We start from the raw sequence: 24840 nt of genomic DNA on the forward strand, positions 1-24840 counted from the left end.
ACGGTTAGCCTTCGACCTCGATTTGCTTACCGCGGGCCGTTGCGCCCGTCTCGACGGGCAGGCGCACTTCGAGGATCCCGTTCGTACAGGCCTCAGTCGGGTTAGAAGGAATGATGCGGATAATGGTGGACCGGCTACAGGCAAGCGCTATTTTTACTAATAATACCCATCTACCGATAAGATAAAGTGGGAATAGGCGTATCGTTACTGGAACGATGTACGGCCGCTTCGTGACGGCCCTGTGGGTCCTGACGGGCCTTTCCGCGGTGTTTTCGCTGCTCGCGTGGCGCAAGCGGGAGGACCCTGGCGGGACGCCGATGGTGGTGTTTCACCTCGCTCTATCAGTCGGTGCTGCCAGCTACGCCGTCGACATCACCGCGACGACGCTGTCGACCCAGTTGCTCGCCCGACAGGTCGCGACCATCGCGCAGGGCGCAGTCGCCATCGCCTGGCTGTACGCCGCGTTGCAGTACGCCGACTTCGGCCGGGCGGTGACGCGCCGGGCCGTCGGATTACTGTTGCTTGACCCACTGATGCTGGTGGCCGTGTTCGCCTTTCCGGGCGTCTCGCTGTTCGACCTCCCGCCCAGCGGCTCCGTGGGGTCGCTGATGATGACGCCCGGGGCCGGCCTCACAGCAGTGTTTGTCGCCCACATGGCGACGATTCTGATTGCGGCGCTCGCCGGGACAGTCGTTCTCGTTCAGTTGTTCGTCCGCTCGCGACACCTGTACCGAACACAGGCCACGGCCGTCCTCATCGCGGCACTGGCTCCCTGGACCATTGCGCTGACCCAGCAGTACTTCCTGCAGATCCCCGAGGACGCCACGATTTTCGCCTGGGCAGTCTCGGGAATAGCGATGACGACCGGCCTCTACACGTTCAAGACACTCGATCCGGTGCCAGCCGCCCAGGAAACCATCGTCGAGCAGATGGGCGACGCAACGCTCGTCCTGGACGTCGACGGCTGTATCAGCCACGCGAATCCGGCGGCCGAAACCCTCCTCGCTGGATCCGAGGAAACGCTCGTGGGGAAGCAGGTAGACGCCGTCATCCCGACCTGGGACAAAGTCGCGGTCGACGACGACGGACAGTCAGACTGGTCGGAACTCGCCCTCTCCGTGGACGGCCAGCAGCGGTTCGTCGAACTCGAAGTGACGCCGTTTACCGACCGGTTCGACGCGCTCGTCGGCCGGCTCGTCGTCCTCCGGGACGTCACGGAGCGAAAGCAACGCGAACAGCGGCTGGCGCAGTACAAGACGATTTTCGAGGGCGTCAGCGAACCCGTCTACGTCCTCGACGAGCGCGACCGGTTCCTCACGTACAACGACCCGTTCGCCGAACTGGTCGGTACTGTCGAGGACAGTCTCGTCGGCGAACGCTTCGAGACGGTGCTGGGACAGATGGAAACCGAACCGATGGACGACGGGCCGGGGGAGTTCCTGATCCGGACCGCGTCCGGCGAACAGGTCCCCTGTGAAGTCGACGCGGCGGACATCGAACTGGCCGGTGGTGAGTCCGGCCGCGTCGGTATCGTCCGTGACATCTCACAGCGAAAGGAAATCGAGTCCGAACTCGCAGTGACGACCGAGCGCCTAGAGACGCTCGTCGAGGCCGCCCCGCTCGCGATTGTGGCGATGGACACCGACGGGGTCGTCGAGGTCTGGAACCCCGCCGCGACAGAGCTGTTCGGCTGGTCTGCTGACGAGGTTCTGGGCGAAACAGTCCCCGTTATCCCGGCCGAGAACCGGCGGCGGACCGCCGAACTCCACGCGCAGGTACTCGAAGGCGAGCGTCTGGCAGGCCACGAAACGGAACTCCAGCGAAAAGACGGAAGCCGCGTCGACGTGAGCCTTGCCGCGGCCCCGATTCGCGGCCTCAGTGGCTCTGTGGTCGGCAGCGTCTCCGTCATCACGGACATCACCGACCAGAAGCGGCGGGAGCGACAACTCCAACTCCAGAACGAGCGGCTGGACGAGTTCGCCAGCCTCGTCAGCCACGACCTCCGGAACCCCTTGCAGGTCGCCAGCGGCCATCTGGAACTGGCGTCACAGGACGCTTCGGCGGACGTACGCGAGTCGATAACGGCCGCAACGGACGCCCTCAATCGGATGGAGACGCTCATCGACCACACCCTGACGCTGGCCCGCGAGGGGCGTGACATCGGCGACCCCGAACCGGTGTCGCTCCGAGACACGTTCGCTCGGGCGTGGGACGCCGCGCCAACGAGCGCGGCCGAGCGCCGGATTCGGGACCCGCCGGAGCGCGTACTGGCCGACCCCGACCGCCTCGTCGAACTGTTCCAGAACCTCGTACGAAACGCCGTGGAACACGGCAGAGACGGTGCTACTCCCGAATCCGGGCCAGCGGTCGACGGGGCAGGGGCGGTCACCATAACGCTCGGAGCCACGCCGGACGGCTTCTACGTCGCCGACGACGGCCCGGGGATTCCGCCGGACCAGCGCGACGCCGTTCTCGAATCGGGCTACAGTACGAGCGATGACGGCACCGGGTTCGGCCTGTCGATAGTCGAAACGATCGCTGAGGCCCACGGCTGGGAACTGAAAATTACCGACAGCGAGGACGGCGGCGCCCGGTTCGAGTTCAGCGGCGTCGAGATCGAGACACAGGGCGAAGAACCGACCGCAGAGTCGTCGTGACGGCGGCCTCAGGGATGGGTGAAGTACGCGACGGACTCCGTGTCCGGGTCGTCCGCGACCTCGTCGAGGCGGGCGAAGCCGATACGCTCGAACTGAACCACCTCGTCAGCGTCGTAATCGAGCAGTCCCGGTTCGGCCACGCCTGACACGTCACCGTCCATCGTCCGGAGGCGGACCTGTGGCCCATCAGCCGGTGCCCAGTGAATCACGTCGACGCCCTCCTCGCGGACGGCGTCGATGTCGTCGCCGGTGTACTCGAAGGCGTCGCGGGTGTGGCGCACGCAGCCGTACCCCTTGAGCCAGATACGCTCGCCGTGGCTCGGCAGGTCGTCGCCCTCGACGACGACACCGCTGGTCACGGGAATCTCGCGGCGGCCACGCTCCTCGAAGTCCGGGTGCAGTGGCGGTTCGCCGGCGTCCGGCCCGCCGACGACCTGCCGCTCGACGAGGCCGCCGTGGTCGTCGCTGTTCCGGACGAAGAACGCCCGGTCCGAGTCGTCGTCGATCAGGTCGCGGTTGTTCGAGTAGATCGAGGACATCGCCAGATCGACGTTTGACGTGGAGGTCCCGAGTTCGATCATCGCGTCGACGACGGCCTCGCCGCGAATGCCGCGCCGTTCGAGGCTGGCGACGGTCGGCGCTCGCGGGTCGTCCCAGCCCGCCAGTTCGCCGTCCGCGATGCGTTCGGCGATGCTCGACGTGGAGAGGGGCACGTCGTAGGCGTCGACCTGAACGTGGCCCCAGTGGATGACCTCGGGGTACTCCCAGTCGAAGTAGTCGTAGACGAACTGCTGGCGCTTCGCGGAGTCCTGCAGGTCGATGCCGCGGATGATGTGCGTGACGCCTAGCAGGTGGTCGTCCAGCCCGCTCTGGAAGTCGAGCATCGGCCAGCAGCGGTACTCCGCGGCCGCCTCGCGGGGGTGGGGCGTGTCGACCATCCGGAAGGCGACGAAGTCCCGCAGCGCGGGGTTCTTGTGCGTGATGTCGGTCCGGACCCGCAGCACCATCTCGCCGCTGTCGTACTCGCCCTCGACCATCGCCTCGAACTCCGAGCGCGTGGTCTCGGCGTCCTTCTCGCGGTGGGGACAGGCCTCGCCGTTGTTCTTCAGGTCGGAGAACTCACCCTGCGGGCACGAGCAGGTGTAGGCCCCGCCTTTGTCGATGAGTTCCCGGGCGTACTCGTAGTAGGTCTCGACCCGGTCGCTGGCGTTGACCACCTCGTCGGGCTCGAAGCCGAGGTAGTCGATGGCGTCCAGAATCGCGTCGTAGGCGTCCAGGTCCGGCCGCTTGGTCTCGGGGTCGGTGTCGTCGAAGCGGCAGATGAACTCCCCGTCGTAGCGTTGCTTGTACGTCCCCACGACGGCGGCCATCCGCGCGTGGCCGATGTGCCACGGGCCGTTGGGGTTGGGCGCGACCCGCATCCGGACGGTGTCGTACTCGTCGGCGTTGGGCAGGTCCGGCAGCGGGTGGTCCTCGCCCTCGTCCTCGCTCTCCAGTTCTTCGAGTTTATCCGGCGCAAGTTCGGCCAGCCGCTCGCGGCGTTCAGAACTACGCATCCCGTTGACCCGCTCGACGACCGGCGCGATGACGCCCGGAATCTCGTCGCCGTACTCGCGGAACTCCGGGTTCTCGCCCATGAGTGGCCCCATGATCGCTCCGACCTGTGCCTCGCTGTCGTGTTTGACCGCGTTCAGGAGGGCGCTTGTCTCCGCCGCCTCCGTGATTCGGTCTCGCAGCTCGTCGTCCATTACCGGGACCTGCGACTGGGAGGGTCAAAACGCCGTCGGACCACCTTTTTCAGCGTCGCCGTTCCTCGCTCGCTTCGCTCGCTGCGGGACGGCTCTCTGCTCACGGGCGCGAAGCGCCCGTTCGCATGGTCAGCGGGACCTTCGGTCCCGCTCGACTCGAAAAACGTGGGCGAAAAAGGCCGGAAGCGCCGCCGGCGCTTCCGGTGAACCGCGCTCGCTCCGCTCGCGCGGATGCTCGTCCCTGCCTGTCGTGTTTTTACCCACCAATATGCGTCCCTATCTTCTCTAGCGCGTCGAGGCCGGTCACCTCGCCGGACTGGTCGGGCACCGTCCACAGGCCCAGTTCGGGCAGTGACTCCCGAAGTGTAGCAATAGCCTCCTCCTGCACGGCCTGCTTCCCCTGACAGCGCTGGCAGTCGCCGGGGTCCTCGATGACCTTGTTGACGACCAGCGTCGTCACCGGCACGTCGAACTCGCGGAGCTTCTGGACGAGTCGTTCCGTCTCGCGGACGGCCATCGTCTCGGGAATGGTGACGACCCGGAACGCCGTCTGCTCTGGGTCTCGCAACACTGTACCGACCCGCTCCATCCGCTCGCGCATCGCGGTGAAGTCGTCCGGACCGTCGTCGCGTCGGCTCGCCATCGGGCCAAACATCATTGTCCGGGCGGTGTTGACCTTCCGGCGGACCTGATCCCGGAGGTCCATCGCCGTCGCGACGCCGCGGTCCATCACCGACGGCAGGTCGAGCAAGCGGAGCGTGTGGCCGGTCGGGGCGGTGTCGAACACCACGCGGTCCCAGCGGTCGCTCTCGATATAGGTCGCCATGCCCTCGATGGCCGCCAGTTCGTCGCTGCCGGGCATCACGCCGGCGGTGAACAGTTCGGCGATTTCCTCTTCGTCCATGCGGAGGCCGGCGTCGTCGAACTCCGTCGCCAGCGCCTCGAACAGCGACCGGTAGCGGTCGATACCGGTCTGTGGGTCCACCTCGACGCCCCACAGGCCCGCCCGGATTTCTGTGGGGCCGCCGCCGACCGCAGTCTCGACGGCGTCGGCCAACGAGTGCGCGGGATCGGTCGAGACGACGAGTGTCTCGTGGCCCGCCTCGGCCAGCCGATGGCCGGTCGCCGCGGCTACAGTCGTCTTGCCGACGCCACCCTTGCCGCCGTAGAGGAGGAATCGGGTCACACGACGGCCTAGGGACTGAGATGTCTTAGTTGCTGACCAGCACCAATCAGGGTCGAAAAACGCGGGAAAAACGGGCCGCCGAACTGCCCTCAGTAGTCGCGTTCGACGAGGTAGTTCGCGATGCCTTCGAGCAGGTAGCGCGACTCGTTGTCGGGCAGGACTTCGAGGTTCTGCTTGCCGCTAGCGATGAGGTCCTGCCCGGTCTGGCGGGCATACTCGATGGATCCCACCTCTCGCAGGCGCTCGACGGCCGCGTCGATTTCGGCCTCCGAGACGGCGTCAACGGAGTCCGTATCGATCAGGTCGCCAACGTCGACCCCCTGCTGGCGAGCGTGGAGCGTCACAAGCGTCTGCTTGTTCTCGACAAGGTCGGAACCGCGCTGCTTGCCCAGTTTCTCGGAGGGCGTCGTCAGGTCCAGCAGATCGTCCTGGATCTGGAACGCACGGCCCACGTCGATCCCGTAGTTATACAGAGCGTCGACCGTCTGCGCGTCGGCCCCGAGCAGCGTGGCCGGAATCGAGGCGGCTGCGCCGTACAGCACAGCGGTCTTGAGTTCGACCATCTCCAAGTACTCCTCGGGCGTGACGACATCGCGTTGCTCGAACTCGATGTCGAGCGATTGGCCCTCGCAGATGCGGGTACACGTCGTCGCGAGTCGCTTGTTCGCGTCGACGGTTCGCTCTGGGGCCGCGCCCGTATCGAGCAGGAACTCGAACGCCTTCGAGTAGAGCGTGTCACCGGCGAGAATCGCCGTCGAGAGGTCGTACTCCTTGTGGACGGCGGGCACCCCGCGACGGAGCGCGTCGTCGTCCATGATGTCGTCGTGGATGAGCGTGAACGTCTGGATGACCTCGATTGCGAGGGCGGCCGACATCACGTCGGCCGGCCCGCCGTCGAGTGTCGGGAACTCGCGGTAATCTGCCGTCAGCGGGTCGACATCCAGTAACGACTCCGCGACCAGCAGCAGGACTGTCGGGCGGAGTCGCTTCCCGCCAGCGTCCAGCAAGTAGCGCGACGCCTCATAGAGGTGGGCCGGTTTCTTGACCGGCAGGTCCTCGGGAAGGGCGTCGTTGACCCGGTCCCGTCGGGCGACAATCGCGTCTTCGACCTGCTGATGGCGTTCGGACATCGGTTTACTCTGTGAGCTTGATCATGTTGCCGTTGCGGGTGATGTGGAGGTCCCGTCCGGCTTTGTAGCCCATGTCTTCCGCGAGGTCGACGTACGGTGCGAACCCTTCCAGGCTCTGGTGGGCCGGGATGACGTTCTTGGGCTGGAGCGCGTCGAGCATCTCGTAGTGGCCCTCGTTCCGGAGGTGGCCCGAGACGTGGATATCGTCGTAGATGCGCGCACCCTGCATGCCCAGCAGTTTCTCGGACTGGTAGCGCTGGCCCTCGTTGGTCGGCTCCGGAATGACCCGGGCCGAGAACAGGACCTTGTCGCCGTCGTCTAGCTCGTAGGGCGTCTCGCCGCGGCCCATCCGTGTGAGCATCGCACGGGGTTCGCCCTGGTGGCCGGTGACAATAGGGAAGAAGTTCTCCTTGCCCTCGTTCATGATTCGCTTGAACGTGCGGTCGACGGACTTGCGGTGGCCGTACATCCCGAGGTCCTCCGGGAAGTCCACGAAGTCCAGCCGTTCGGCGGTGCCGGAGTACTTCTCCATCGAGCGGCCCAGCAGCACCGGCTGACGGCCGATGTCGTCGGCGAACTCGACGAGGGTCTTCACACGAGCGATGTGTGAGGAGAACGTGGTGGCGACGATACCGCCGTCGTAGTCCTCGATGCTCGTCATGACGTCCTTGAGGTGGCGGCGAGCGACGGACTCGGAGGGCGTGCGGCCCTTCCGTCCGGCGTTCGTACAGTCCTCGATGTAACAGAGAACGCCCTCGCGACCGATCTCCCGGAACCGCTTCATGTCGATGGGGTCGCCGATGACCGGCGTGTGGTCCATCCGCTTGTCAAGCCCGTAGACGACTGCGCCCTCCGGCGTGTGGAGGACTGGGTTGATCGCGTCGATGATGGAGTGAGTGACGTTGACGAACTCCAGTTCGTTGCGCTCGCCGATGGACATCGTCTCGCCGGCTTCCATCTTGACGAGGTCGTTCTGAACCCCGAACTTCTCCTCGCTTTTGATCTGCTGTTTGACAAGCTCGATAGTGTACGGCGACGCAACGACTGGGGCGTCGTAGCGATGGGCGAGCTTGGAGATCGCGCCGATGTGGTCGAGGTGGCCGTGTGTCGGCACAATGGCCTTCACGTCGCCTTCCAGGTCGGACATGACCCGGTCGTCCGGGATGGCACCCATATCTATGAGGTCCAGCGAGTGCATCCGTTCCGTCTCGACGTTGTCGTGAATCAGTACCTTCGAGAGGTTCAGGCCCATGTCGAAGATGACGACGTCGTCCCCTGCACGGACGGCCGTCATCTGTCGGCCTACAGCCTCGTAACCGCCAATTGTCGCGATTTCGACTTCCATGGTTGTAGCTCCGAGTGGAAAGCCGGCCGCGGGTCTGCGGTGGGGCACGGCAACGACGGTATCTGCAATGTAGGCGACCTCGTCCGCGTCGGCGCTCCAGGCCGGTCGGGTACGCCCGTAGCCTGTGCAACCGCAGTGGGAGGGACTTCCGTCCCGCAACTTACATCCGCCGTCTGCCGGCCGCCAAACCGCAGTCCGCGGGCGGCCGTGCGCTCGGTTACTCCGGACTACAACGGCGCTTCTTAAAACGGTGTGGGTTCGTCGCTACTCGTCGTCTAAGGCGTCGGAAAGCGGGTCGTCGTCACTGGAAACGTCGAAGCCGGTGATGCCGTCCTCCGCGAGCGTCGACTCCTCGTCAGCGTCCGAAGTGGCGTCCGTCTCCGCAGTTGCGTCCGAATCCGATGGTTCCGTTTCGGCCGGGGCGCTCTCGTCGGTCCCGTCGCTGGTCCGCTCGTCGTCAGCGTCGTCGCCGAACAGGTCGTCTGTCGTTCGCGGACCACTCGATGTGTCCGAATCCCCGGACTCGTCAAACAGTCGCGTGTCTTCTGTCACGGTGTCGTGTAGGCTCGTCCCGTCAGCTTCCGCGTTACCGGTCTCCACGGACTCGGACTCTGTCCCGGCATCGTCACCAGCCTCGGTGTCCCAGTCGTCTGTCTCCGCTGATTGGTCGGCTCCCCAGTCGTCGGCCGCCACCGGCTTCTCGGTCTGTGTGTCGAACTCCTCGGGATCCGGCGGCGTCCATTCCTGTGGCTCTGTGCCTGTCTCCGGCTCCTCGACTGATTCTTCCGCAAGCAGGTCGCGGTCCGACTGCTCGCTGGGTTCGGACTGAGGCGCTGCCGTTTCCGAGTCGACGGAGGGTTCCGACAGGGACGACTCCGCAGTGGAAGCCTCGTCCGTCGTCTCTGGTTCTGGGCCGGCGACGTTTTCCGCCGGCTGTTGGTTCGGTCGCTGTTCGTCCTGATCCGCCGCGGCTGACGGCATCGCGTCTCCGTCTGTCACCTGCGGCATCGTGTCATCAGCCGCAGGCGTCGGCGATGTGTCCTCGTCGACCACCGGAGTGTCGTCATCCGTCACTGGTCGATCAGCTGCTAGCGGGCCAGCATCTGCCGGTTGACTATCATCCGCCACAGTCACCGGACCCTCGTCCGTTTCGGCCGCCGCAGGATCGGAAGCCTCGGACGGTGCTTCTACGTCGGACTGGGCAGAGCGGTGCCCTGTGGCCGCCCGTATTCCCGGCTCACTGGAGGGGTCGGTGTCCGGATCGGCTTCAGCCATCGGTTCCGACCCCTCAGTTTCAGCCGTTGCCGGCTCGACAGCCCCTGAGTCGACAACTGGCTCCGGCTCCTGGGGAATCTCTGGCTCGGACTCCGCTAGCTCTGAAGCCGATTCATCGGCTTCCGTATCCGATTCAACAGATTCCGTATCCGATTCAGCGGCGGGTACAGCACTATCGTCGGTTGCTCCAGTTTCTGCCTGGTCGTTCGCTGCGGACTCCGCAGTTGACTCACTGCTCGCATCACGCTGTGCGGTCTGCGCTGCGAGCACGCCCGCCATCGTCGCGTCAGCGACGAGTTTGTGAACCAGACCGAACAAACCAGAGAGCAACAGGAACCCTCCGAGCGCGCCGACAACGATACCGAGCACCGCGCGATAGCCCGCGTTCCCTCCGAGTGCATTGAACGAGCCGTTCTGTATCAGAACGTACCCTGCAGTGATGAGGCCGCCACCGACGCCGGCGACGACGAGCAATGTCCCGAAAAACTTCGTTCCGTATCGATAGACGTCGGTCAGACCTACTGCAGACATAGTCGCATAATTGATAACAGAGGACAAATATGTTACGCCGGGTTTCGAAGTGATATTTAGTTTACTTGTCCCGGAATGGTGATCGAGAATATAGCGATAACAAGCACCAGTAGACCTCTACGGCCGAGTAGCGTTCGGAAGCGGACGACCGTTAGCGACTGGTACCGCAAGTCCTGTCAGTCGTCGTCATCACCAGCGATAGTCGTCCCCGGACTCTCACCAGCGAGAAACGCGGGGAGCGCGTCGGGGCCGAACACGACGGCTGGAGCCGAGAGTGCGAGGAGCGCACGGACCTTGCCGGCCATCCCGCCCGACACGTCCGTCGCGTCGCTCCCGCCCAGCGCCGACGCCACCGCATCGAAAGACTGGATTCTGTCTATAACAGTCCCCTCCTCGTCAAGGACGCCAGGAACGGTCGAGCAGACACCGATGCGATCCGAATCGACGGCGGGCGCGAGTTCGACGATTAGTTCGTCGCCGCTGAGGACTGTCACGCCCGCACCGGCGTGGGCGACGAGGTCGCCGTGGAGGACCGGAACGAACCCTTCGTCTAGCAGCGTCGTGACCTGGGCTGTCGGCAACGAGAGGCCACCGTCGGCATCGCGGGCGGCCGCGGAGAACGGGTGGACCGGAACGGCTGGCACTCCCTGGTCGGTCAGTTCATCCACGACGGCTGCGTTGAGCCGGCACATTGCGCCGTGAATTGTCTGTACGCCGGATACGTCGTGGGTCCCCTCGGTCGTGCTGACGCCGTATTCGGCGGCGTGATGGTGGCCGAAGCTCCCGCCGCCGTGGACGAGAATGATGTCGTCACTAACTGCCGATTCGGCGATAGCCGAGACAGCCGCCGACAGGGCCGCCTGGTCGACCGTCTCCGGTTCGTCTTTCTCTGTGATGACGCTCCCGCCGAGTTTGAGGACGACCGTCATTCCCGCCGAACCCCGTCGGTGTCCAGTTCGGCTCGGAAGACGTTCTCACACCCCGGTGTGTACTTCAGCGCCGTGAGGGCGTCGTCCGTCTCGTCCAGCGCAACGATACAGCCACCGCCGCCGGCTCCGGTGAGTTTCGCGCCGTGTGCGCCGGCGTCGCGGGCCGCCCACACCATCGAATCCAGCGACCGCGAGGAGACGCCCAGCGCCGAAAGCAGTCCGTGGTTGAAGTCCATCAACTCCCCCAGCGTCTCGTAATCGTCCGTTCCCAGCACTGCCTCGCCCTCGCGGACGATGTCACCGGTTGCCTCGACGGTGTCGGCGGCGAAATCGTACTTCTCTCGGAGGTCTCGAACGCCGGCGACCAGCGCCCCGGTGTCGCCGGCTCCGCCGTCGTAGCCGATGACGAAGGGAAGGGTATCGATACCGTCCAGCCGCCGACAGTCGTCACCCTCCACGCGGACCGCCCCGCCCATCGCCGAGCAGAACGTGTCCGCCCGCGAGGCCTGCCCGTCCTGTACCTCGTGTTCGACCTGATAGGCACGGTCGGCGATTTCACTGGCCGGCAGTTCGACGCCGAGTTCCCTGGTCGCCGCGTCTATCGCCGCGACGACGAGCGCGGCAGACGACCCCAGCCCTGCCCCGAGCGGGATGTCGCCCTCGACGGAGATCTCGAAGCCCGCTTCCGGCGCGTCGGCCGCGTCACGGGCCTGTGCCACTGCCTCGTTGACGTACCCCATGCCGGCTTCGACGAGCGATTCGGCGACGTCCACGTCCGGATGGCTCTCCCCGTCACCGGAGTACTCGACGGTAAAGCCGTCCAGTTGCAAGTCGTTCGCGTGGATTCGCAACCCCTCGTCGATCTCGGTTGCCGTCACATGCACTCGCCGCTCGATAGCGCAGGGCACCGCCGGCTCACCGTAGACGACCGCGTGCTCCCCGAACAGGTACACCTTCCCGGGAGCGCTCGACGTGACCATACCCGCTCGTGTGCACCCAGGGCGTTAGGCGTTTTCGGAGTCGTCGGTCAGGAGAACGCCGGGGGACTACTCGGACACAGTGTCGACGTCGGTGAACTCGAACCGCGCGCCGCCGTCGGCCCCGCTCTCGATACGGACCGTCCAGCCGTGGGCGTCAGCGACCTGTTTCACGATGCTCAGGCCGAAGCCGGTCCCTTCGGCTGCTGTCGAGTAGCCGGCGTCGAACGCGTCTCCGCGGTCGGCCACAGGGATACCGGGACCGTCGTCCGCGACGTAGAAGCCGTCGGCCAGTTCGCCCACGGTCACGGTCACGTCGTCACCGCCGTGTTCGACCGCATTGCGGACGAGATTCTCGAACAGTTGACGGAGGCGGCTCTCGTCGGCGCGGATGGGGCGGGCTATGTCAGTGCGGAGCGTCGCGGCTTTCGTGTCGACGTTTTGCCAGCACGTCTGGACGAACGGTTCGAGGTCAACCACGACGGGCGACGCGGGTGACGTACCGTCGCGTGCGAGCGTGAGCAGGTCGTCGATGAGCGTATCCATTCGCTGGTGTGCGCCGTCGATAGCGTCGATGTGCTCGCTATCGGACTCCTCACGCAGTAGTTCGAGGCGTCCGCGGGCGACAGTCAACGGGTTCCGGAGGTCGTGACTGACGACGCTGGCGAACTGTTCGAGCTGTTCGTTTTGCTGTTCGAGTTCCTGCTCGCGTTCCTTGCGCTCCGTGATATCACGGCTGATCGCCAGGAACCGGTCCTCGCCGTCGAGGCTGAGTCGGAGCAGATGTACTTCGACCGGCATCGTCGACCCGTCGCGGCGTTCGTACAGGCCTTCGAACTTCCGGCGCTCGTCGACACTGAACCCGGAAAGCTGGGTCTGCACGTCCTCGGCGTCGAACGTCAGGTCGAACTCCCAGATCGACCGTCCGAGCACCTCGCTCTCGTCGTACCCCAGCTCCGCACAGAACCGCTGGTTCACGTCGCAGATCGTCCCGTCAGCGTCAAGCACGTCGATCATGTCCGGTGAATTCTCGAAGAGGGCTTCCAGCCGCGACGACGTTTCCTCTAATCGTTTCTCGCGTCGTTTCCGCTCCGTGATGTCCTGCTGGAACCCGACGTAGTTGACGACTGTCCCGTCGTCTTCGTCTCGAACCGGCGCGATCCGAACCCTGTTCCAGAACTCGGTCCCGTCCTTCCGGTAGTTCCTGAGTTCGACCGTCACCCGCTCCTCTGCGTCAATCGCGTCCCGCATTGTAGCGACGGACTCCGGATCGGTGTTCTCGCCCTGTAGCATTCGGCAGTTCTTCCCGAGTAACTCCGGAAGCGAATAGCCAGTCAGGTCGCGGTAGTGGTCGTTGGCGTAGATCAGCGGATTGTCCGTCTGGCCAGGGTCGGTGATAACGACACCGACCGGGGCCTCGTCTATCGCGCGTTTGTTCCGGAGTAGCTTCTGTTCGCGCTCTTTCCGGTCGGTGACGTCCCGAGCGACGCCGACGATGCCGTCGATAACACCATCGACGACCAGCGGCGTTAGCTGGTACGCGACCACCGCGTGTCCGTGGCCGGGGAACTCCGCTTCGATTTCGCCGCTAAGCTGCTCCCGCGTTCCGTCGAGCAGTTCCTGGTAGCGGTCTGTTTCACCCTCGGCTCGAATACGCGGAACGAGTCTACTGGTCTGTCCTTCGAGCGCAGCGCGCGTCGTGTCGTACCACTCTGCTATGGTCTCGTTGACGATTTCGAACCGCCCCTCCGCATCGTAAATACAGGCGGCCTCCTGCATGGAGTTGACCATCCGCTCGTAGCTCCGGAGCGCTCGGTTCCGTTCGCTGACCGCCTGCTGTGATCGGGAGTGGTCGACGGCGTCAAAGATTCGGTTCGTCAACTCCACATGCTGTTCGGTGCCCGGCTCTTTCCTGAGGTAGTCCGTGACACCGGCCGAAATCGCCTCGCTGGCGACCGCTTCGCTCCCCTGTGCGGTGTAGATAATAAACGGGAGGGTCGGGTGCTCGTCACGGACCGTTTCCAGAAGCCCGATACCGTTCTGTTCGGGCAGGTCGTAGTCGGAGACGAGACAGTCTACGGTATCGTCAGCCAGCCTCGCCACAGCCTCGGGAGCAGTGCGCACCGTTTCGACCGTGAAACGGCCGTTCTCGCGTTCGAGCGCCGTCGACAGCGTTTCGGCGTCGTCCGAATCGGTGCCGACGTAGAGGACCTGAACCCTGTCGTCCCCGTTGACAGCGGTCTCAGACGTCATTCGGTATCCCGTTCGAGTCCGGCCGTTGCGCCGGGATAGATATCGTTCCCTGCTCAAGAGCAGTCGAAGCGATATGGCTCTGGGAACTGTCTCGGGACAGGTCCGGTCGCAGGACAACTGCAAACGGCGCGGGACGATTGCCGCCAGTGGTGTTCTGCAGCAGTGTCATGATGGTCGAGTAGTCGGCTGTGAACGGGGCCCTCCCACCGTGACCGCGGCTGAAATCGGTCACCGGAGAGACGTTCAGCCCGCTGTTCTTGTACGCTTACACGGGGTTCTGCAGTAAATAGCTGATGACCAAGTCCCTGTCACGTCGAACCCGCACTGTGAGGCGACGACGGCACCGGAGTGGTCCCATCGGAGTCCGTGCTACCGTTCCTGCACGCGCATCGACATTTCCTGCCGAGGATGGGCGGTCAGCGACGGCAACAACTCCAGAGGCGTCTCCCCCTGAAACTCCAGTCGGTACTGGCTAGCCGTCGTCGCGGTGATGAGTTGTGCTTCGAGCATGGCAAGATGCTTCCCGATACAGTGGCGCGGGCCACCACCGAACGGGAAGTAGGCGAACCGGGGCCGCTCGCTGGCTCGTTCGGGCTTCCAGCGCTCCGGGTCGAACGTCTCTGGGTCGTCGTAGAACCGCTCGGAGCGGTGGACGCCCCACTGCGGGACCATCAGCGTCGTCTCCGCCTCGACCTCGTAGCCCGACAGCGTCACGTCCTCGGTTGGCTCCCGGAATATGGTGTACACCGGTGGGTAGAGCCGCATCGCTTCCTGAATCACCCATTCGAGGTAGTCCAGTTCGCGGACGTGCTCCATCCCCGGCCGGTCGTCGCCGATGACGTCGTCGAGTTCCTCGTGGACCCGCTGTTCGACTTCGGGGTGTTCCGACAGCAGGAACCAAGTGTAGGTCAGCGTCAGCGCCGTCGTGTCGTGACCGGCAAGCAGCATGGTCATCATCTCGTCGCGCAGTTGGTCGGGCGACTGGTTCCCCTCGTCGCGGGCACGCAGGAGCACCGACAGGAAATCCATCGGGCCGTCCTCAGCCGTCCCAAGCGAGTCCTCGCGGACCGCGATGATGTCGTCCAGTACCTCGTCCAGCGTCCGCACGGCGCGGTCGAACTCGGCGTCGTCGGGCATCGGCATCCACTGGGGCATGGCGAACCGGATAGGGTCCGGCTCGAACCGCTGACCCAGCGGCAACAGTTGCTCCTCGATAGTCTGGACTCGCTGCTCGGAAAGCTCGACGCCCATCATCAGGTCCAGAATCACGTCCAGCGTGACCCGGGTCATCGACTGCTCGGCGTCGATGACGTCGCCGTGAGACCAGTCGGCAATCCGGTCCTCCGCGTGGCCGGTGATGCGGTCGGCCATCCCAGACAACCGAGCCATCGAGAACGCGGGGTTGGCGAGCTTTCGCTGCTGCTCCCACGTCTCTCCCTCGCTCAGCAACAGCCCGTCACCCAGCAAATCACCCAGCGCATCGCCCTGGAAGTCGGGCTTGCGGAACTGGTCGGCCTCCGAGACCAGTACGCGCTCGATTGCCGTCGGGTCACACAGCATGACCGTGTCCATCGGCCCCATGTCGAATCGGGCAACGTCGCCGTATGCTCGCTCCAGCGCCGAGATAAACCGGAACGGGTCCCGAGCGTACGTACGGCTACTGCCGAACAGCGGTTCGCCCTTCGGTCCGGGCGGCGTCTTTGACATCGGCTGACGTTAGTGTCGGACACGCTTGAATGGCATGCCAAATGTCGGGAAGAGCGCGGTTCAGGCACGTTTAGAGCCAGCGGTTGGCGTCTAGGTTCCAGTCGGTGTGTCCCCTTACCCAGACGCCGCCGAGACCACCGAGGGCGCTGAGACCGACAGTGTACAGCAGAAAGAAGCTGAACACGAGCGCCAGAAACAGGTCGTACCCCGGTGCGCCGGGTGGAATCCCGAACCCGAGGAGACCGGCGATGTACAGCGCCGGGAGAAAGAGGGCGAGCAGCGGCACCATCGCGCAGACGCCGGCCAGCGCCCCCAGCCAGAGGCCGGTCCGGTAGCCGCCGCCGTGGTTCGCCGCGGCCACGGCACCCCCAGCCACCGACGAAAAGGGAATAAAGGACAGGGCAACCGTGACGAGCGCCCCGATACCAGCGTTAGTCACCGACTCACGCATATGCGTTCTCGGTAGTGGCGTCCCCCGTGATGTAGTTACCGACAGCGCGGCTGGCCAGTCAGTCGCCGATGGTCGTGTCGTACTTGACGTAGTTGCCCAGCCAGCCGCCGAGTGCGCTCAATCCGAGGAAGTACGCGGCCGTCATTACCGTTCCGAGGGCGAGCACGAGCAACCCCATCGCACCGAACACACCCAGTGCTTCGGGAACGAACGCCAGAAACGCGGCCAGGAAGACGAACACGACCACGAAGAAGATCAGCGAGATCGCCAGCCCGATGACGCCGGACAGGAACCCGACCCGGACCCCGTCGTCTCGCTCGCCACCTTCGAGATAGCCGGCGATACCGCCGCCGAGCAGCGGCGCGAGCGGGACGAACCCACTCAGCAGAGCGGTCGCGACGGCACCGATGACGGCGTTGACGAACGTGTCTCCCTCTTCCATTTCCCGGTGGTACTCCGGGCCTCGTGGTAGGTCTTGTGTTGGCGACACCGGCGTCGCCACTTGTGCGTCAACGGGCCGGAAAACGAAACAGTTCAGCGACGTTAGATGTCGGACTCGAAGTCGTCGAGTCCGTACGTCGGCTCGGCACCGCGGCGGTCGAGCGTCTCGTTGGCCAGCAGCCAGTAGACGACCGACAGCGCCTTGCGCCCCTTGTTGTTCGTCGGGACGACCAGGTCGACGTTCGACGTGGTGTTGTTGGAGTCACACATCGCGATGACCGGAATGCCGACCGTGATGGCCTCCTTGACAGCCTGGGCGTCACCGATCGGGTCGGTGACGACCACGATGTCGGGTTCGATGTAGCCGTCGTAGTCGGGGTTGGTCAGTGTGCCGGGGATGAACCGGCCGGTGCGGACGCGCGCGCCAATCGCTTCGGCGAACTTCTCGGCCGGGAACCGGCCGTACTGGCGCGACGACGCGGCCAGGATCTGCTCCGGCTCGTAGTTGGCCAGGAAGTCCGCGGCGGTGCGGATGCGCTCGTCGGTCATCGAGACGTCCAGCACGTAGAGCCCGTCGGTCCGGACGCGGTGGATGAACCGCTCCATGTCCTGGGTCTTCTGCTGGGTCCCGATGTGGACACCGGCGCCGAGGTAGTCCTCGACGGGGATGAGGAGGTCGGCCTCCGACTGCTCGTCGGGCATGACGTCCTCGTCCAGCTGTGGGCCGGCGGCCTCGTCGGCCTCGGCCGCTTCGTCGGCCTCTGTGTCGGCATCGGTTGGTTCGGCCTCCGTCGCCTCCGCGGCGTCGTCGGCGGGCTGTTCGGCTTCCGTTTCGGTCTCCGCGTCGGCCGCTTCGTCGTCCTCGTCGGACGGATCGAAGTCGGAGTCGGACGCGTCGAGACCTTCTTTTTCGTTGCCGCTCATACTGCGTTGTCCTCGATACGGATTAGTTCGTTCAGCTTGGCTGTGCGCTCGCCGCCGACCGCACCGGTCTTGATAAACGGTGCGTTAGTGGCGACAGCGAGGTGTGCAATCGTCGTGTCTTCGGTCTCGCCGCTGCGGTGGGAGACCACGGATTCGTAGCCGTTTGCCGTCGCCAGTTCGATGGCGTCGACGGCGTCGGTGAGCGTCCCGATCTGGTTCGGCTTGATCAGGATGGAGTTGCCGGCGTCGGCGTTGATGCCGGCCTGCAGGCGCTCGACGTTCGTGACGAACAGATCGTCACCGCAGACGAGTGTCTGGTCACCGACCTGTGCGGTCAGGTCCGCGAAGGCCTCGTAATCGTTCTCGTCGAGTGGGTCCTCGACGTAGACGAGGTCGTACTCCTCAACCTTCTCGGCGATGTACTCTATCTGCTCCTCGGTAGACTTGATACCGTCGTCGTAGACGTAGCCGTCCTCCTCGTCGTCGTAGAGTTCCGCGCCGGCGACGTCGAGGCCGAAGGAGATTGCGAAGCCGAAATCGTCGGCCACGGTCTCGACAGCCTCGTCCATGATCTCGAACGCTTCGTCGTCCGAGATGGATGGCGCCCAGGCCCCTTCGTCGCCCTTGCCCGCGGGCAGGTCGCGGTCGGCCAGGATGTCGTGGACCTCCTGGTGGACCGCGGCGTTGGCGAAGACGGCCTCTTCGACGCTCGGTGCGCCGACGGGGGCCGCGAGGAACTCCTGGATGTTGGTCGCGTCCGCGGCGTGCTCGCCGCCACCGATGATGTTGCCAAGCGGCGTCGGGTACTCGTTGCCCCGGAAGGTGCCGCCAAGATGCTGGAACAGCGGTGCGCCCAGCACGTCAGCACCGGCTTTCGCGGCGGCCATCGAGATGGCAACCGCGCTGTTAGCGCCGATACCGGAGAAGTCGTCGGTGCCGTCGGCGGCGTGGAGTGCTGCGTCGACGTCACGCTGGTTCCCGGCGTGGACTTCACCGATGAGCCGCGGGAGCGCTTCCTCGCGGGCGTTGGCGATGGCTTCGTTGGCGGGGAGTTCGATAGCTTCGTACTCACCCGTGCTCGCACCGCTCGGTGCCTTGCCACGACCGAAGCCCCCACTCTCGGTGAGAACGTCGGCCTCGACGGTCGCGTTTCCACGCGAGTCGAGGACGCGGCGGAGTCGTACGTCAGTGATGAGCGTCATCGTTAGTCACTCCTGTTGACCGTAAACGGTAGGACGCCAGCGTCGTACTCCTCGGCTGCGATGAGGATGGGCTGGGTGTGTTCCGTCTCGATGAGCACAGGCGCACCGTGGGCTAGCTGCAGCGCTCGTGCGCCGAGTTTGCGAGCCTTCTCGTAGCGGCTTTCCTGTGCGTTCATTGGTATGGTGAGACGATATCGACGAGGTCTTTATGCGAGACGAGCATCCGGCGACAGCAGTGCCGCTCGACGCCGAGTTCGTCGAGAACCTTCTCCGGGTCCTCGGGCTCTTCGGCCTCACGGGTGCGTGCCTTGAACTCCTCCCAGTGCTCGCCGACGACGTTACCGCAGGTGAAACACCGGACCGGTACCATCATGCTTGAATCACCTCAGCGGTACGATTTCTGGTAGCGGGCCCGCGCACCGGGGCCGCCCCACTTCTTGGGTTCAGACTGGCGAACGTCGTTGACCAGCAGCGAGCGGTCGAACTCCATGAACGCATCACGGAGTTCGGCGTCGTTGGTATGGTCGACGAGCCCGCGAGCGATGGCGGTTCGGGCGGCGTCTGCCTGCCCCATGACGCCGCCACCTTCGACGGACACTTCGACATCGACCTCGTCGCGGAGGTCGTCCTCAGCGATGCGGAACGGTTCCAGCATCTTGAGCTGCGCCAGCTCGGGGTCGACGAGTTCGACCGGCTGAGAGTCGATACGCACGCGGCCCTCACCCTCGCGAACGGTTGCGCGGGCGACGGCGGTCTTCTTCTTGCCAGACGTGTTCGTTACCATGTCTTGTTCGCTCCAAGTGTTTCGCTGACCTCGCCCAGCGTGACGAACTTGATGTTCGACAGTCGGTCGAGCGACGTGTCGTCGAGGACATCGCCGTCCTCGTCGTACGGGTTGCCGAGGTAGACACGGACGTTCTCGAACGCCTCGCGGCCACGCTGCTTCTTGTGGGGCAGCATGCCGCGGATGGTGCGCTTGAAGATACCGTCCGGTCGCTTGGGGTAGAAGTACCCGTTGTCGGCACCGTTGTCGACACGCCGCTTGTACTTCTCGGTGATCTGCTCCGCTCGGCCGGTGATCACGGCGCGTTCAGCGTTGACGACAGCGACCGTCTCGCCGTCGAGTGCCTGTTCGGCGACCTGTGATGCGACGCGGCCCATGATACAGTCGCGGGCATCAACGATGACGTCTGCGTCGAACTCTGCGACGCTCATCGGATCACCCGGACGTGGGAGCCTTCTGGGTTGTTTTCGATTGCCTGTTCGAGTGATACAGCCTCTCCAACCTGGTCGATCTTCGTCTCGGCGGTTCCGGAGAAGTCGACGGCGGCGACGGTGACGTCCTTCTGCAGGACACCGGAGCCAAGCACTTTGCCGGGCACAACGACGGTTTCGTCTTCCTGGGCGTATCGTTCGATACGGCCGAGGTTGACTTCCGCGTGTGTGCGCCGTGGCTTTTCTAAGCGCTCGGCGACGTCGCCCCAGACAGCACCGCCCGAACTGCGGGCGGCTGACTTCAGGTCGGCGATGAGACTACTGAGTCTCGGGTTCGTCTTGCTCATTTGATTCCTCCGTTGTAGGAAAAGTGCAGGGAGCAGGATTTGAACCTGCGGACCCCTACGGGACAGCGCCCTGAACGCTGCGCCGTTGGCCAAACTTGGCTATCCCTGCGCGCGAATGTTCGTTTTGCGTGCCCCGTAAAACCCCTTTCGGTCCTCGCGCTCGGGGAGCGGGCGGTCATCGGCGCCGTGGGGTTGTGTTGGGACATTGTATCGTTACAGTTGGACTGCGTCTTTCAGTTCGGTCGCGCGGTCACGCAGCGTCTCGACCGCGCGCAGGACCAATTCCTCGGTGGTGAACGACCCGTCCGTCTCGACGTGGAACACGAACGCGTTCGGCACGTCAGAGACCTCGACGTCCTTGCCGGGGTAGCGGTTCCGGAGGTCGTTGTCGAACTCGTCTGTCGCAACGAGTTCGCCGTTGGTGGCGTCGCCGGCGGCGTGGTCGGCCGCCTGCTCTTCGATGACGCCACGCAGGATGTTCGGGTTGTCGTCCTCGAACTCGCCGAGGTCACCGACGACCTCCACCTGCTGGAGATGTCGGTAACCGACAGCCACGCCGCCCTGATGTTTGGCGTGTTCCCGACCAGTGTCGAGAACGGCGTCGGCCTCGACTTCGAGGCGTTGGCCGTCTTTCAGGTCGATGATCGGAATGTTGTCGTCGGCCGCCTCGACCATCGGGTCCGAGGAGACGAGGTCGCTGGAGTAGGCCGTGCTCGGCCCGTCGACGGACAGCGACAGCGTCACCTCGTCGCCGATCTCGAAGTCGTCGAGGTCGGTCGTCAGCGGGACCAGTCCCAGTCGGAGACCGATCTGCTCGTTGAACATCACGCTGGTGTTCTCGATGACGCGGACGGTATCGATACTGAACGTCGGTACGTCCGCGACCATCGCTCGCCGGATGCCGTTGGCGAAAGCCGGCGTGATGCCGCGCACGAGGATCCGTGCCTCGCGCTCGCCGCGTTCGACGAACTCAACCTCGTAGTCCTGTGTCATTGGTTAGAATCCGGAGTTCTTGGGTGCACGAGTACCGTCGTGCGGGGTCGGCGTGACGTCCTCGATGCGACCGATCTCCAGACCTGCTCGGGCGAGTGCGCGGATCGTCGCCTGCGCACCCGGACCGGGCGAGGTCTGGAGGTTGCCGCCGGGACCGCGGACCCGGACGTCGACGCCCTCGACACCGCGGTCGAGGGCTTTCTCCGCAACGACCTCGGCCATCTGCATCGCCGCGTACGGCGACGCTTCGTCGCGGTTCTGCTTGACAACCGTCCCGCCGGAGCTCTTTGCGAGCGTTTCCGCGCCGGTCTGGTCGGTGATGGTGATGATCGTGTTGTTGAACGATGCGTGTACGTGGGCGATGCCCCAGATGTCTTCGGTTTCTTCGCTCATTCTTGGGCCTCCGCGCGCTCAGGATGGAGTTCGTCCGACAGCGAGCTGTGCTCGTCGAAGCCGACCGAGCTCTCGACGGCGGTCTCCACCGTCATGCCGGGTCGGGTGACGCGAGCGTCGTCCAGCACGATGTGTCCGTGGACGATGAACTGGCGGGCCTGCTCGGGCGTGTTTGCGTAGCCCTTGCGGTAAACGACCGTCTGCAGGCGGCGTTCCAGCACGTCGGTCACGTCGAGCGACAGCACGTCGTCGAGCTGGTCCTGCTCGTTGAGGATGCCGTAGCGCTTGAGCCGAGCGAGGAACTCCTCGGACTCGGTCTCGTGCTCGCCGGCGCTGCCCAGCAGCTTCCGGGCCTCGCGGCGGTAGCCGCGGAGCTCGGACTGTGCGCGCCAGAGCTCTTCTTTGTTCTTCAGGCCGTAGCGGCCGATGAGGTTGGCCTCGTCGGCGATGCGTTCGCCCTGGAAGGGATGATTCGGCGTCTCGTAGAACTTCGTGTTTGAACCAAGCGCCATTATTCGTCATCCTCCGCGGCGGCTTCCTCAGCCTGCTCTTCTTTGATCGCCTCGACGTTGACGCCGATGGTTCCCTCCGTCCGGCCGGTGGACTTGGTACGCTGTCCACGGACCTTCTGGCCGCGTTTGTGGCGGACACCGCGGTAGGAGTCGATCATCTTCATGCGGTTGATGTCCTGCCGGCGGGTGAGCTGGAGGTCGTTGCCGGTCTCGTGGGTGGTCTCACCGGTGAAGTAGTCCTTCTGGTGATTGGCCATCCACTCGGGCACCTCGTCAGCGAAGTTCTCGACGTGGTCGACGACGCGCTCGATGACGTCGTCGTCGAGCTTGCCGAAGACCGCGCGCCGGTCCACGTCCGCCTTCTGGGTGATGATTCGGGCGGCCCGGTGGCCGATACCGTTCAGTTCTGTCAGTGCTCGCTCGACGGATTTCGTCCCGTCGAGGTCTGTCTGTCCGATACGGACGAAATAGCGGATGTCCTCCTCCTCTTCGGCATCCGCGTCCTCGCCCGCGTTGGGGTCTTCTGCACTCATATGTAGGTACTGATGGGTGAGCGTCGTGGCGGGGATTCGAACCCCGGAGGCTGTACGCCACAGAGTTAGCAACCCTGCGCCTTGGGCCAGGCTTGGCTACCACGACACGCGTTCTATGACACTCGCGCCCGCAGCACGCGGACTCGGGGGCTGGTCCCCCTACACGAGTCTATCCGATTCTATTCCGGGGTTGTATTTAAACGCAACGAAGGGGCCCGACAGCGTGACTTCGGGACATACCCACAGAGACATGGAATCGCAAGCATCGCTGCACTTGTCAGGTGCCAGCACAACACATTCATCGATAGGCGCCCATGTCGACGTATGCGCCGGCGCGTTACCGACGGCGGCAACAGCGTCGACCCGACCGACCGAACAGCGGTCCGTGACCATCTGGAACGGTTCTCAGGGTCCGGCACGGTTACCGAAACGGACGACGGCACCCTCCGGGCCGACTTCAGCGGCCGAACCCACGTCGCAGTGGCCCCCGACGGGACATTAGATACCGGCATGCCGCTGCACTCGTTTGCCGGGACGCCGGAGCGACTCGTGTTCGACCACGACAGCGGCGAGTTGCGCGCCGAGTTGGACGGGGAGAGCGTCTACGTGTTTCGACGTCCATAGAGAGATAGTGTTCTTCGCGCACGCGAGAGTGACACATTAGAGCTTATCCGCTGTTGCGGGGCCGGGGCAGCAGACTGCCCGCATTCGACGGGTCACAATCCTTATCGCACCTCCGGGACCTACTCCTGTGCATGAATACAGACGACGTACGCGAGCGCCTGCGAACGGTCGAGGACCCGGACCTCGGAGCTGACATCGTCTCACTCGGGCTGATAAACAGTATCGACGTGACCGACGACGAGGTCAGCATCGACCTGGCGCTCGGTGCGCCGTACTCGCCGACGGAGACGAGCATCGCGAACGAGGTCCGCGAGGCGCTGGGTGACACCGATCAGGAGATAGACCTCTCGGCGAGCGTCGACCGCGGCGTCCCAGAGGCCGAGGACCCGCTCCCGAAGGTCAAGAACGTCATCGCGGTCGCCTCGGGGAAGGGTGGGGTCGGCAAGTCCACCGTCGCGGTGAACCTCGCCGCCGGCCTCTCGCGGCTCGGCGCCCGCGTCGGCCTGTTCGACGCCGACGTGTACGGCCCGAACGTCCCGCGGATGCTCGACGCCGACGAATCGCCGCGCGCGACCGAGGACGAGGAGATAATTCCCGTCGAGAAACACGGGATGAAGCTGATGAGCATGGACTTCCTCGTCGGCAAGGACGACCCGGTTATCTTCCGCGGCCCGATGGTCGACAACGTGCTCACACAGCTCTGGGACGACGTGCTGTGGGGCGAACTCGACTACATGGTCGTGGACCTGCCGCCGGGAACCGGCGACACGCAACTGACGATGCTCCAGCAGGTGCCCGTCTCCGGAGCCGTCATCGTCACGACCCCGGAGGAAGTCGCGCTCGACGACGCCCGGAAAGGGCTCCGGATGTTCGGCCGCCACGAGACGCCGGTCCTGGGTATCGTCGAGAACATGTCCTCGTTCGTCTGTCCGGACTGTGGCGGCACACACGACATCTTCGGCAGCGGCGGCGGCCGCGAGTTCGCCGACGAGACGGAGATGCCGTTCCTCGGGGAGATCCCGCTCGACCCCGAAGTCAGGGAAGGGGGCGCGACCGGGGAACCGCTCGTCCTCGACGTGGACAGCGACGTCGGCGAGTCGTTCCGCGACATCGCCGCCCGCACCGCCAACATGCAGGGCATTATCCACCGAAAGCGCCAGAGCGACAGCCAGCGCGCCCAGCCAGAGCAGTAAGGGTTCAGAGCCGATACAGCAGCGGCTCAGTCACCGGCAAGAAACAGAGAGAAAGAACCGAATTACGCTTCGACCGGGTTGTTCATCTTCCGGGTGACGTAGCCGGCGATGCGGTTGCGGACACCCTTGGATTCGATGTTGGTCAGTTCCTCGACGACGTCTTTGTTGTGTTCGAAGTCTGCACCGAAGGCGTCAGGGTATCGCTCCATGAGGAGCGTCCCGGTCTTCTTGACGTAGGCGGGTTTGATTGCCATGCGCGCTACTTGCTTGGTCG

General features: G+C 64.7%; 26 protein-coding genes and 2 tRNA genes. 3 read left to right on the plus strand and 25 right to left on the minus strand.

All coding sequences use genetic code 11. The features are described 5' to 3' along the window. Positions 1-215: 215 nt before the first annotated feature. Positions 216-2657 (plus strand): PAS domain S-box protein, encoded by a 2442-nt coding sequence (locus VI234_RS08970; protein ID WP_336329785.1) that lies wholly within the window; start codon positions 216-218, stop codon positions 2655-2657. A gap of 8 nt (positions 2658-2665) precedes the next feature. Here the strand turns inward: VI234_RS08970 and VI234_RS08975 are convergent, their stop codons facing one another. The 24 genes from VI234_RS08975 to VI234_RS09090 all read right to left on the minus strand — a co-directional run bounded on the left by VI234_RS08975 (position 2666) and on the right by VI234_RS09090 (position 22855). Then, positions 2666-4405 (minus strand): glutamate--tRNA ligase, encoded by a 1740-nt coding sequence (locus VI234_RS08975; RefSeq protein ID WP_336329786.1) that lies wholly within the window; start codon positions 4403-4405, stop codon positions 2666-2668. Between the two features lie 256 nt (positions 4406-4661). Then, positions 4662-5591, minus strand: a complete 930-nt coding sequence (locus tag VI234_RS08980) for an ArsA family ATPase (protein ID WP_336329787.1) — start codon at positions 5589-5591, stop codon at positions 4662-4664. A gap of 89 nt (positions 5592-5680) precedes the next feature. Further along, entirely contained in the window at positions 5681-6721 is a 1041-nt protein-coding gene (idsA3, locus tag VI234_RS08985) for a geranylfarnesyl diphosphate synthase (RefSeq protein WP_336329788.1), read from the minus strand. Between the two features lie 4 nt (positions 6722-6725). Next, positions 6726-8066 (minus strand): ribonuclease J, encoded by a 1341-nt coding sequence (locus VI234_RS08990; RefSeq protein ID WP_336329789.1) that lies wholly within the window; start codon positions 8064-8066, stop codon positions 6726-6728. A gap of 264 nt (positions 8067-8330) precedes the next feature. Continuing rightward, entirely contained in the window at positions 8331-9872 is a 1542-nt protein-coding gene (locus VI234_RS08995; RefSeq protein ID WP_336329790.1) for a hypothetical protein, read from the minus strand. A gap of 176 nt (positions 9873-10048) precedes the next feature. Continuing rightward, complete coding sequence (locus VI234_RS09000) at positions 10049-10801, minus strand: isopentenyl phosphate kinase (protein ID WP_336329791.1); 753 nt, start codon at positions 10799-10801, stop codon at positions 10049-10051. Beyond that, complete coding sequence (gene mvk / locus VI234_RS09005) at positions 10798-11781, minus strand: mevalonate kinase (protein ID WP_336329792.1); 984 nt, start codon at positions 11779-11781, stop codon at positions 10798-10800. The genes VI234_RS09000 and mvk overlap by 4 nt, the downstream gene beginning before the upstream one ends. Before the next feature lie 66 nt (positions 11782-11847). After that, positions 11848-14031 (minus strand): PAS domain S-box protein, encoded by a 2184-nt coding sequence (locus VI234_RS09010; protein ID WP_336329793.1) that lies wholly within the window; start codon positions 14029-14031, stop codon positions 11848-11850. Positions 14032-14400: 369 nt separating this feature from the next. Continuing rightward, a complete protein-coding gene (locus VI234_RS09015) occupies positions 14401-15738 on the minus strand; it encodes a cytochrome P450 (RefSeq protein WP_008310354.1) in 1338 nt (445 codons plus the stop codon). 70 nt (positions 15739-15808) lie between these two features. Beyond that, positions 15809-16189, minus strand: coding sequence for a DUF5518 domain-containing protein (locus tag VI234_RS09020; RefSeq protein WP_336329794.1), 381 nt, complete (start codon positions 16187-16189; stop codon positions 15809-15811). 58 nt (positions 16190-16247) lie between these two features. Further along, entirely contained in the window at positions 16248-16631 is a 384-nt protein-coding gene (locus VI234_RS09025) for a DUF5518 domain-containing protein (RefSeq protein WP_008310356.1), read from the minus strand. Positions 16632-16732: 101 nt separating this feature from the next. After that, positions 16733-17554, minus strand: a complete 822-nt coding sequence (gene rpsB, locus VI234_RS09030) for a 30S ribosomal protein S2 (RefSeq protein WP_008310357.1) — start codon at positions 17552-17554, stop codon at positions 16733-16735. Beyond that, on the minus strand, positions 17551-18756 hold the full coding sequence (eno, locus tag VI234_RS09035) for a phosphopyruvate hydratase (protein WP_336329795.1): 1206 nt from the start codon (positions 18754-18756) through the stop codon (positions 17551-17553). Before eno ends, rpsB begins: the two co-directional genes overlap by 4 nt. A 2-nt stretch (positions 18757-18758) precedes the next feature. Further along, a complete protein-coding gene (locus VI234_RS09040; RefSeq protein WP_004516796.1) occupies positions 18759-18932 on the minus strand; it encodes a DNA-directed RNA polymerase subunit K in 174 nt (57 codons plus the stop codon). Then, positions 18929-19129 (minus strand): DNA-directed RNA polymerase subunit N, encoded by a 201-nt coding sequence (locus tag VI234_RS09045; protein ID WP_004516797.1) that lies wholly within the window; start codon positions 19127-19129, stop codon positions 18929-18931. The genes VI234_RS09040 and VI234_RS09045 overlap by 4 nt, the downstream gene beginning before the upstream one ends. 12 nt (positions 19130-19141) lie before the next feature. Then, a complete protein-coding gene (locus VI234_RS09050; RefSeq protein WP_336329796.1) occupies positions 19142-19540 on the minus strand; it encodes a 30S ribosomal protein S9 in 399 nt (132 codons plus the stop codon). Then, on the minus strand, positions 19534-19971 hold the full coding sequence (locus VI234_RS09055; protein ID WP_336329797.1) for a 50S ribosomal protein L13: 438 nt from the start codon (positions 19969-19971) through the stop codon (positions 19534-19536). The genes VI234_RS09050 and VI234_RS09055 overlap by 7 nt, the downstream gene beginning before the upstream one ends. Next, a complete protein-coding gene (locus VI234_RS09060; RefSeq protein WP_004516800.1) occupies positions 19968-20318 on the minus strand; it encodes a 50S ribosomal protein L18e in 351 nt (116 codons plus the stop codon). The genes VI234_RS09055 and VI234_RS09060 overlap by 4 nt, the downstream gene beginning before the upstream one ends. A gap of 24 nt (positions 20319-20342) precedes the next feature. Next, positions 20343-20427, minus strand: a tRNA-Leu gene (locus VI234_RS09065). A gap of 104 nt (positions 20428-20531) precedes the next feature. Continuing rightward, the gene (locus VI234_RS09070) at positions 20532-21311 is read right to left on the minus strand and encodes a DNA-directed RNA polymerase subunit D (RefSeq protein WP_336329798.1); all 780 of its coding nucleotides are present in this window, start codon (positions 21309-21311) and stop codon (positions 20532-20534) included. Positions 21312-21314: 3 nt separating this feature from the next. Next, the gene (locus tag VI234_RS09075; RefSeq protein WP_004516802.1) at positions 21315-21704 is read right to left on the minus strand and encodes a 30S ribosomal protein S11; all 390 of its coding nucleotides are present in this window, start codon (positions 21702-21704) and stop codon (positions 21315-21317) included. After that, positions 21701-22216 carry a 30S ribosomal protein S4 gene (locus VI234_RS09080; protein ID WP_004593562.1) on the minus strand — a complete coding sequence of 172 codons (516 nt, stop codon included), beginning with the start codon at positions 22214-22216 and terminating at the stop codon, positions 21701-21703. The genes VI234_RS09075 and VI234_RS09080 overlap by 4 nt, the downstream gene beginning before the upstream one ends. Continuing rightward, complete coding sequence (locus VI234_RS09085) at positions 22216-22749, minus strand: 30S ribosomal protein S13 (protein ID WP_008310371.1); 534 nt, start codon at positions 22747-22749, stop codon at positions 22216-22218. The genes VI234_RS09080 and VI234_RS09085 overlap by 1 nt, the downstream gene beginning before the upstream one ends. 21 nt (positions 22750-22770) lie before the next feature. After that, positions 22771-22855 (minus strand) — tRNA-Ser (locus VI234_RS09090). A 218-nt stretch (positions 22856-23073) separates the two neighbouring features. Between VI234_RS09090 and VI234_RS09095 the strand changes: the two genes are divergently transcribed. Both VI234_RS09095 and VI234_RS09100 read left to right on the plus strand, forming a co-directional pair. Continuing rightward, positions 23074-23373: a hypothetical protein gene (locus tag VI234_RS09095; RefSeq protein WP_008310373.1), complete on the plus strand. Its 300-nt coding sequence runs from the start codon at positions 23074-23076 to the stop codon at positions 23371-23373. Positions 23374-23504: 131 nt separating this feature from the next. After that, positions 23505-24566, plus strand: a complete 1062-nt coding sequence (locus VI234_RS09100; protein WP_336329799.1) for an Mrp/NBP35 family ATP-binding protein — start codon at positions 23505-23507, stop codon at positions 24564-24566. 62 nt (positions 24567-24628) lie between these two features. Here the strand turns inward: VI234_RS09100 and VI234_RS09105 are convergent, their stop codons facing one another. Beyond that, positions 24629-24820 carry a 30S ribosomal protein S17e gene (locus VI234_RS09105; RefSeq protein WP_004516807.1) on the minus strand — a complete coding sequence of 64 codons (192 nt, stop codon included), beginning with the start codon at positions 24818-24820 and terminating at the stop codon, positions 24629-24631. Positions 24821-24840: the final 20 nt, after the last annotated feature.

Origin of the sequence: Haloarcula sp. CGMCC 1.2071, from assembly GCF_037078445.1 — an archaeon.
GTDB lineage: Archaea > Halobacteriota > Halobacteria > Halobacteriales > Haloarculaceae > Haloarcula > Haloarcula amylolytica.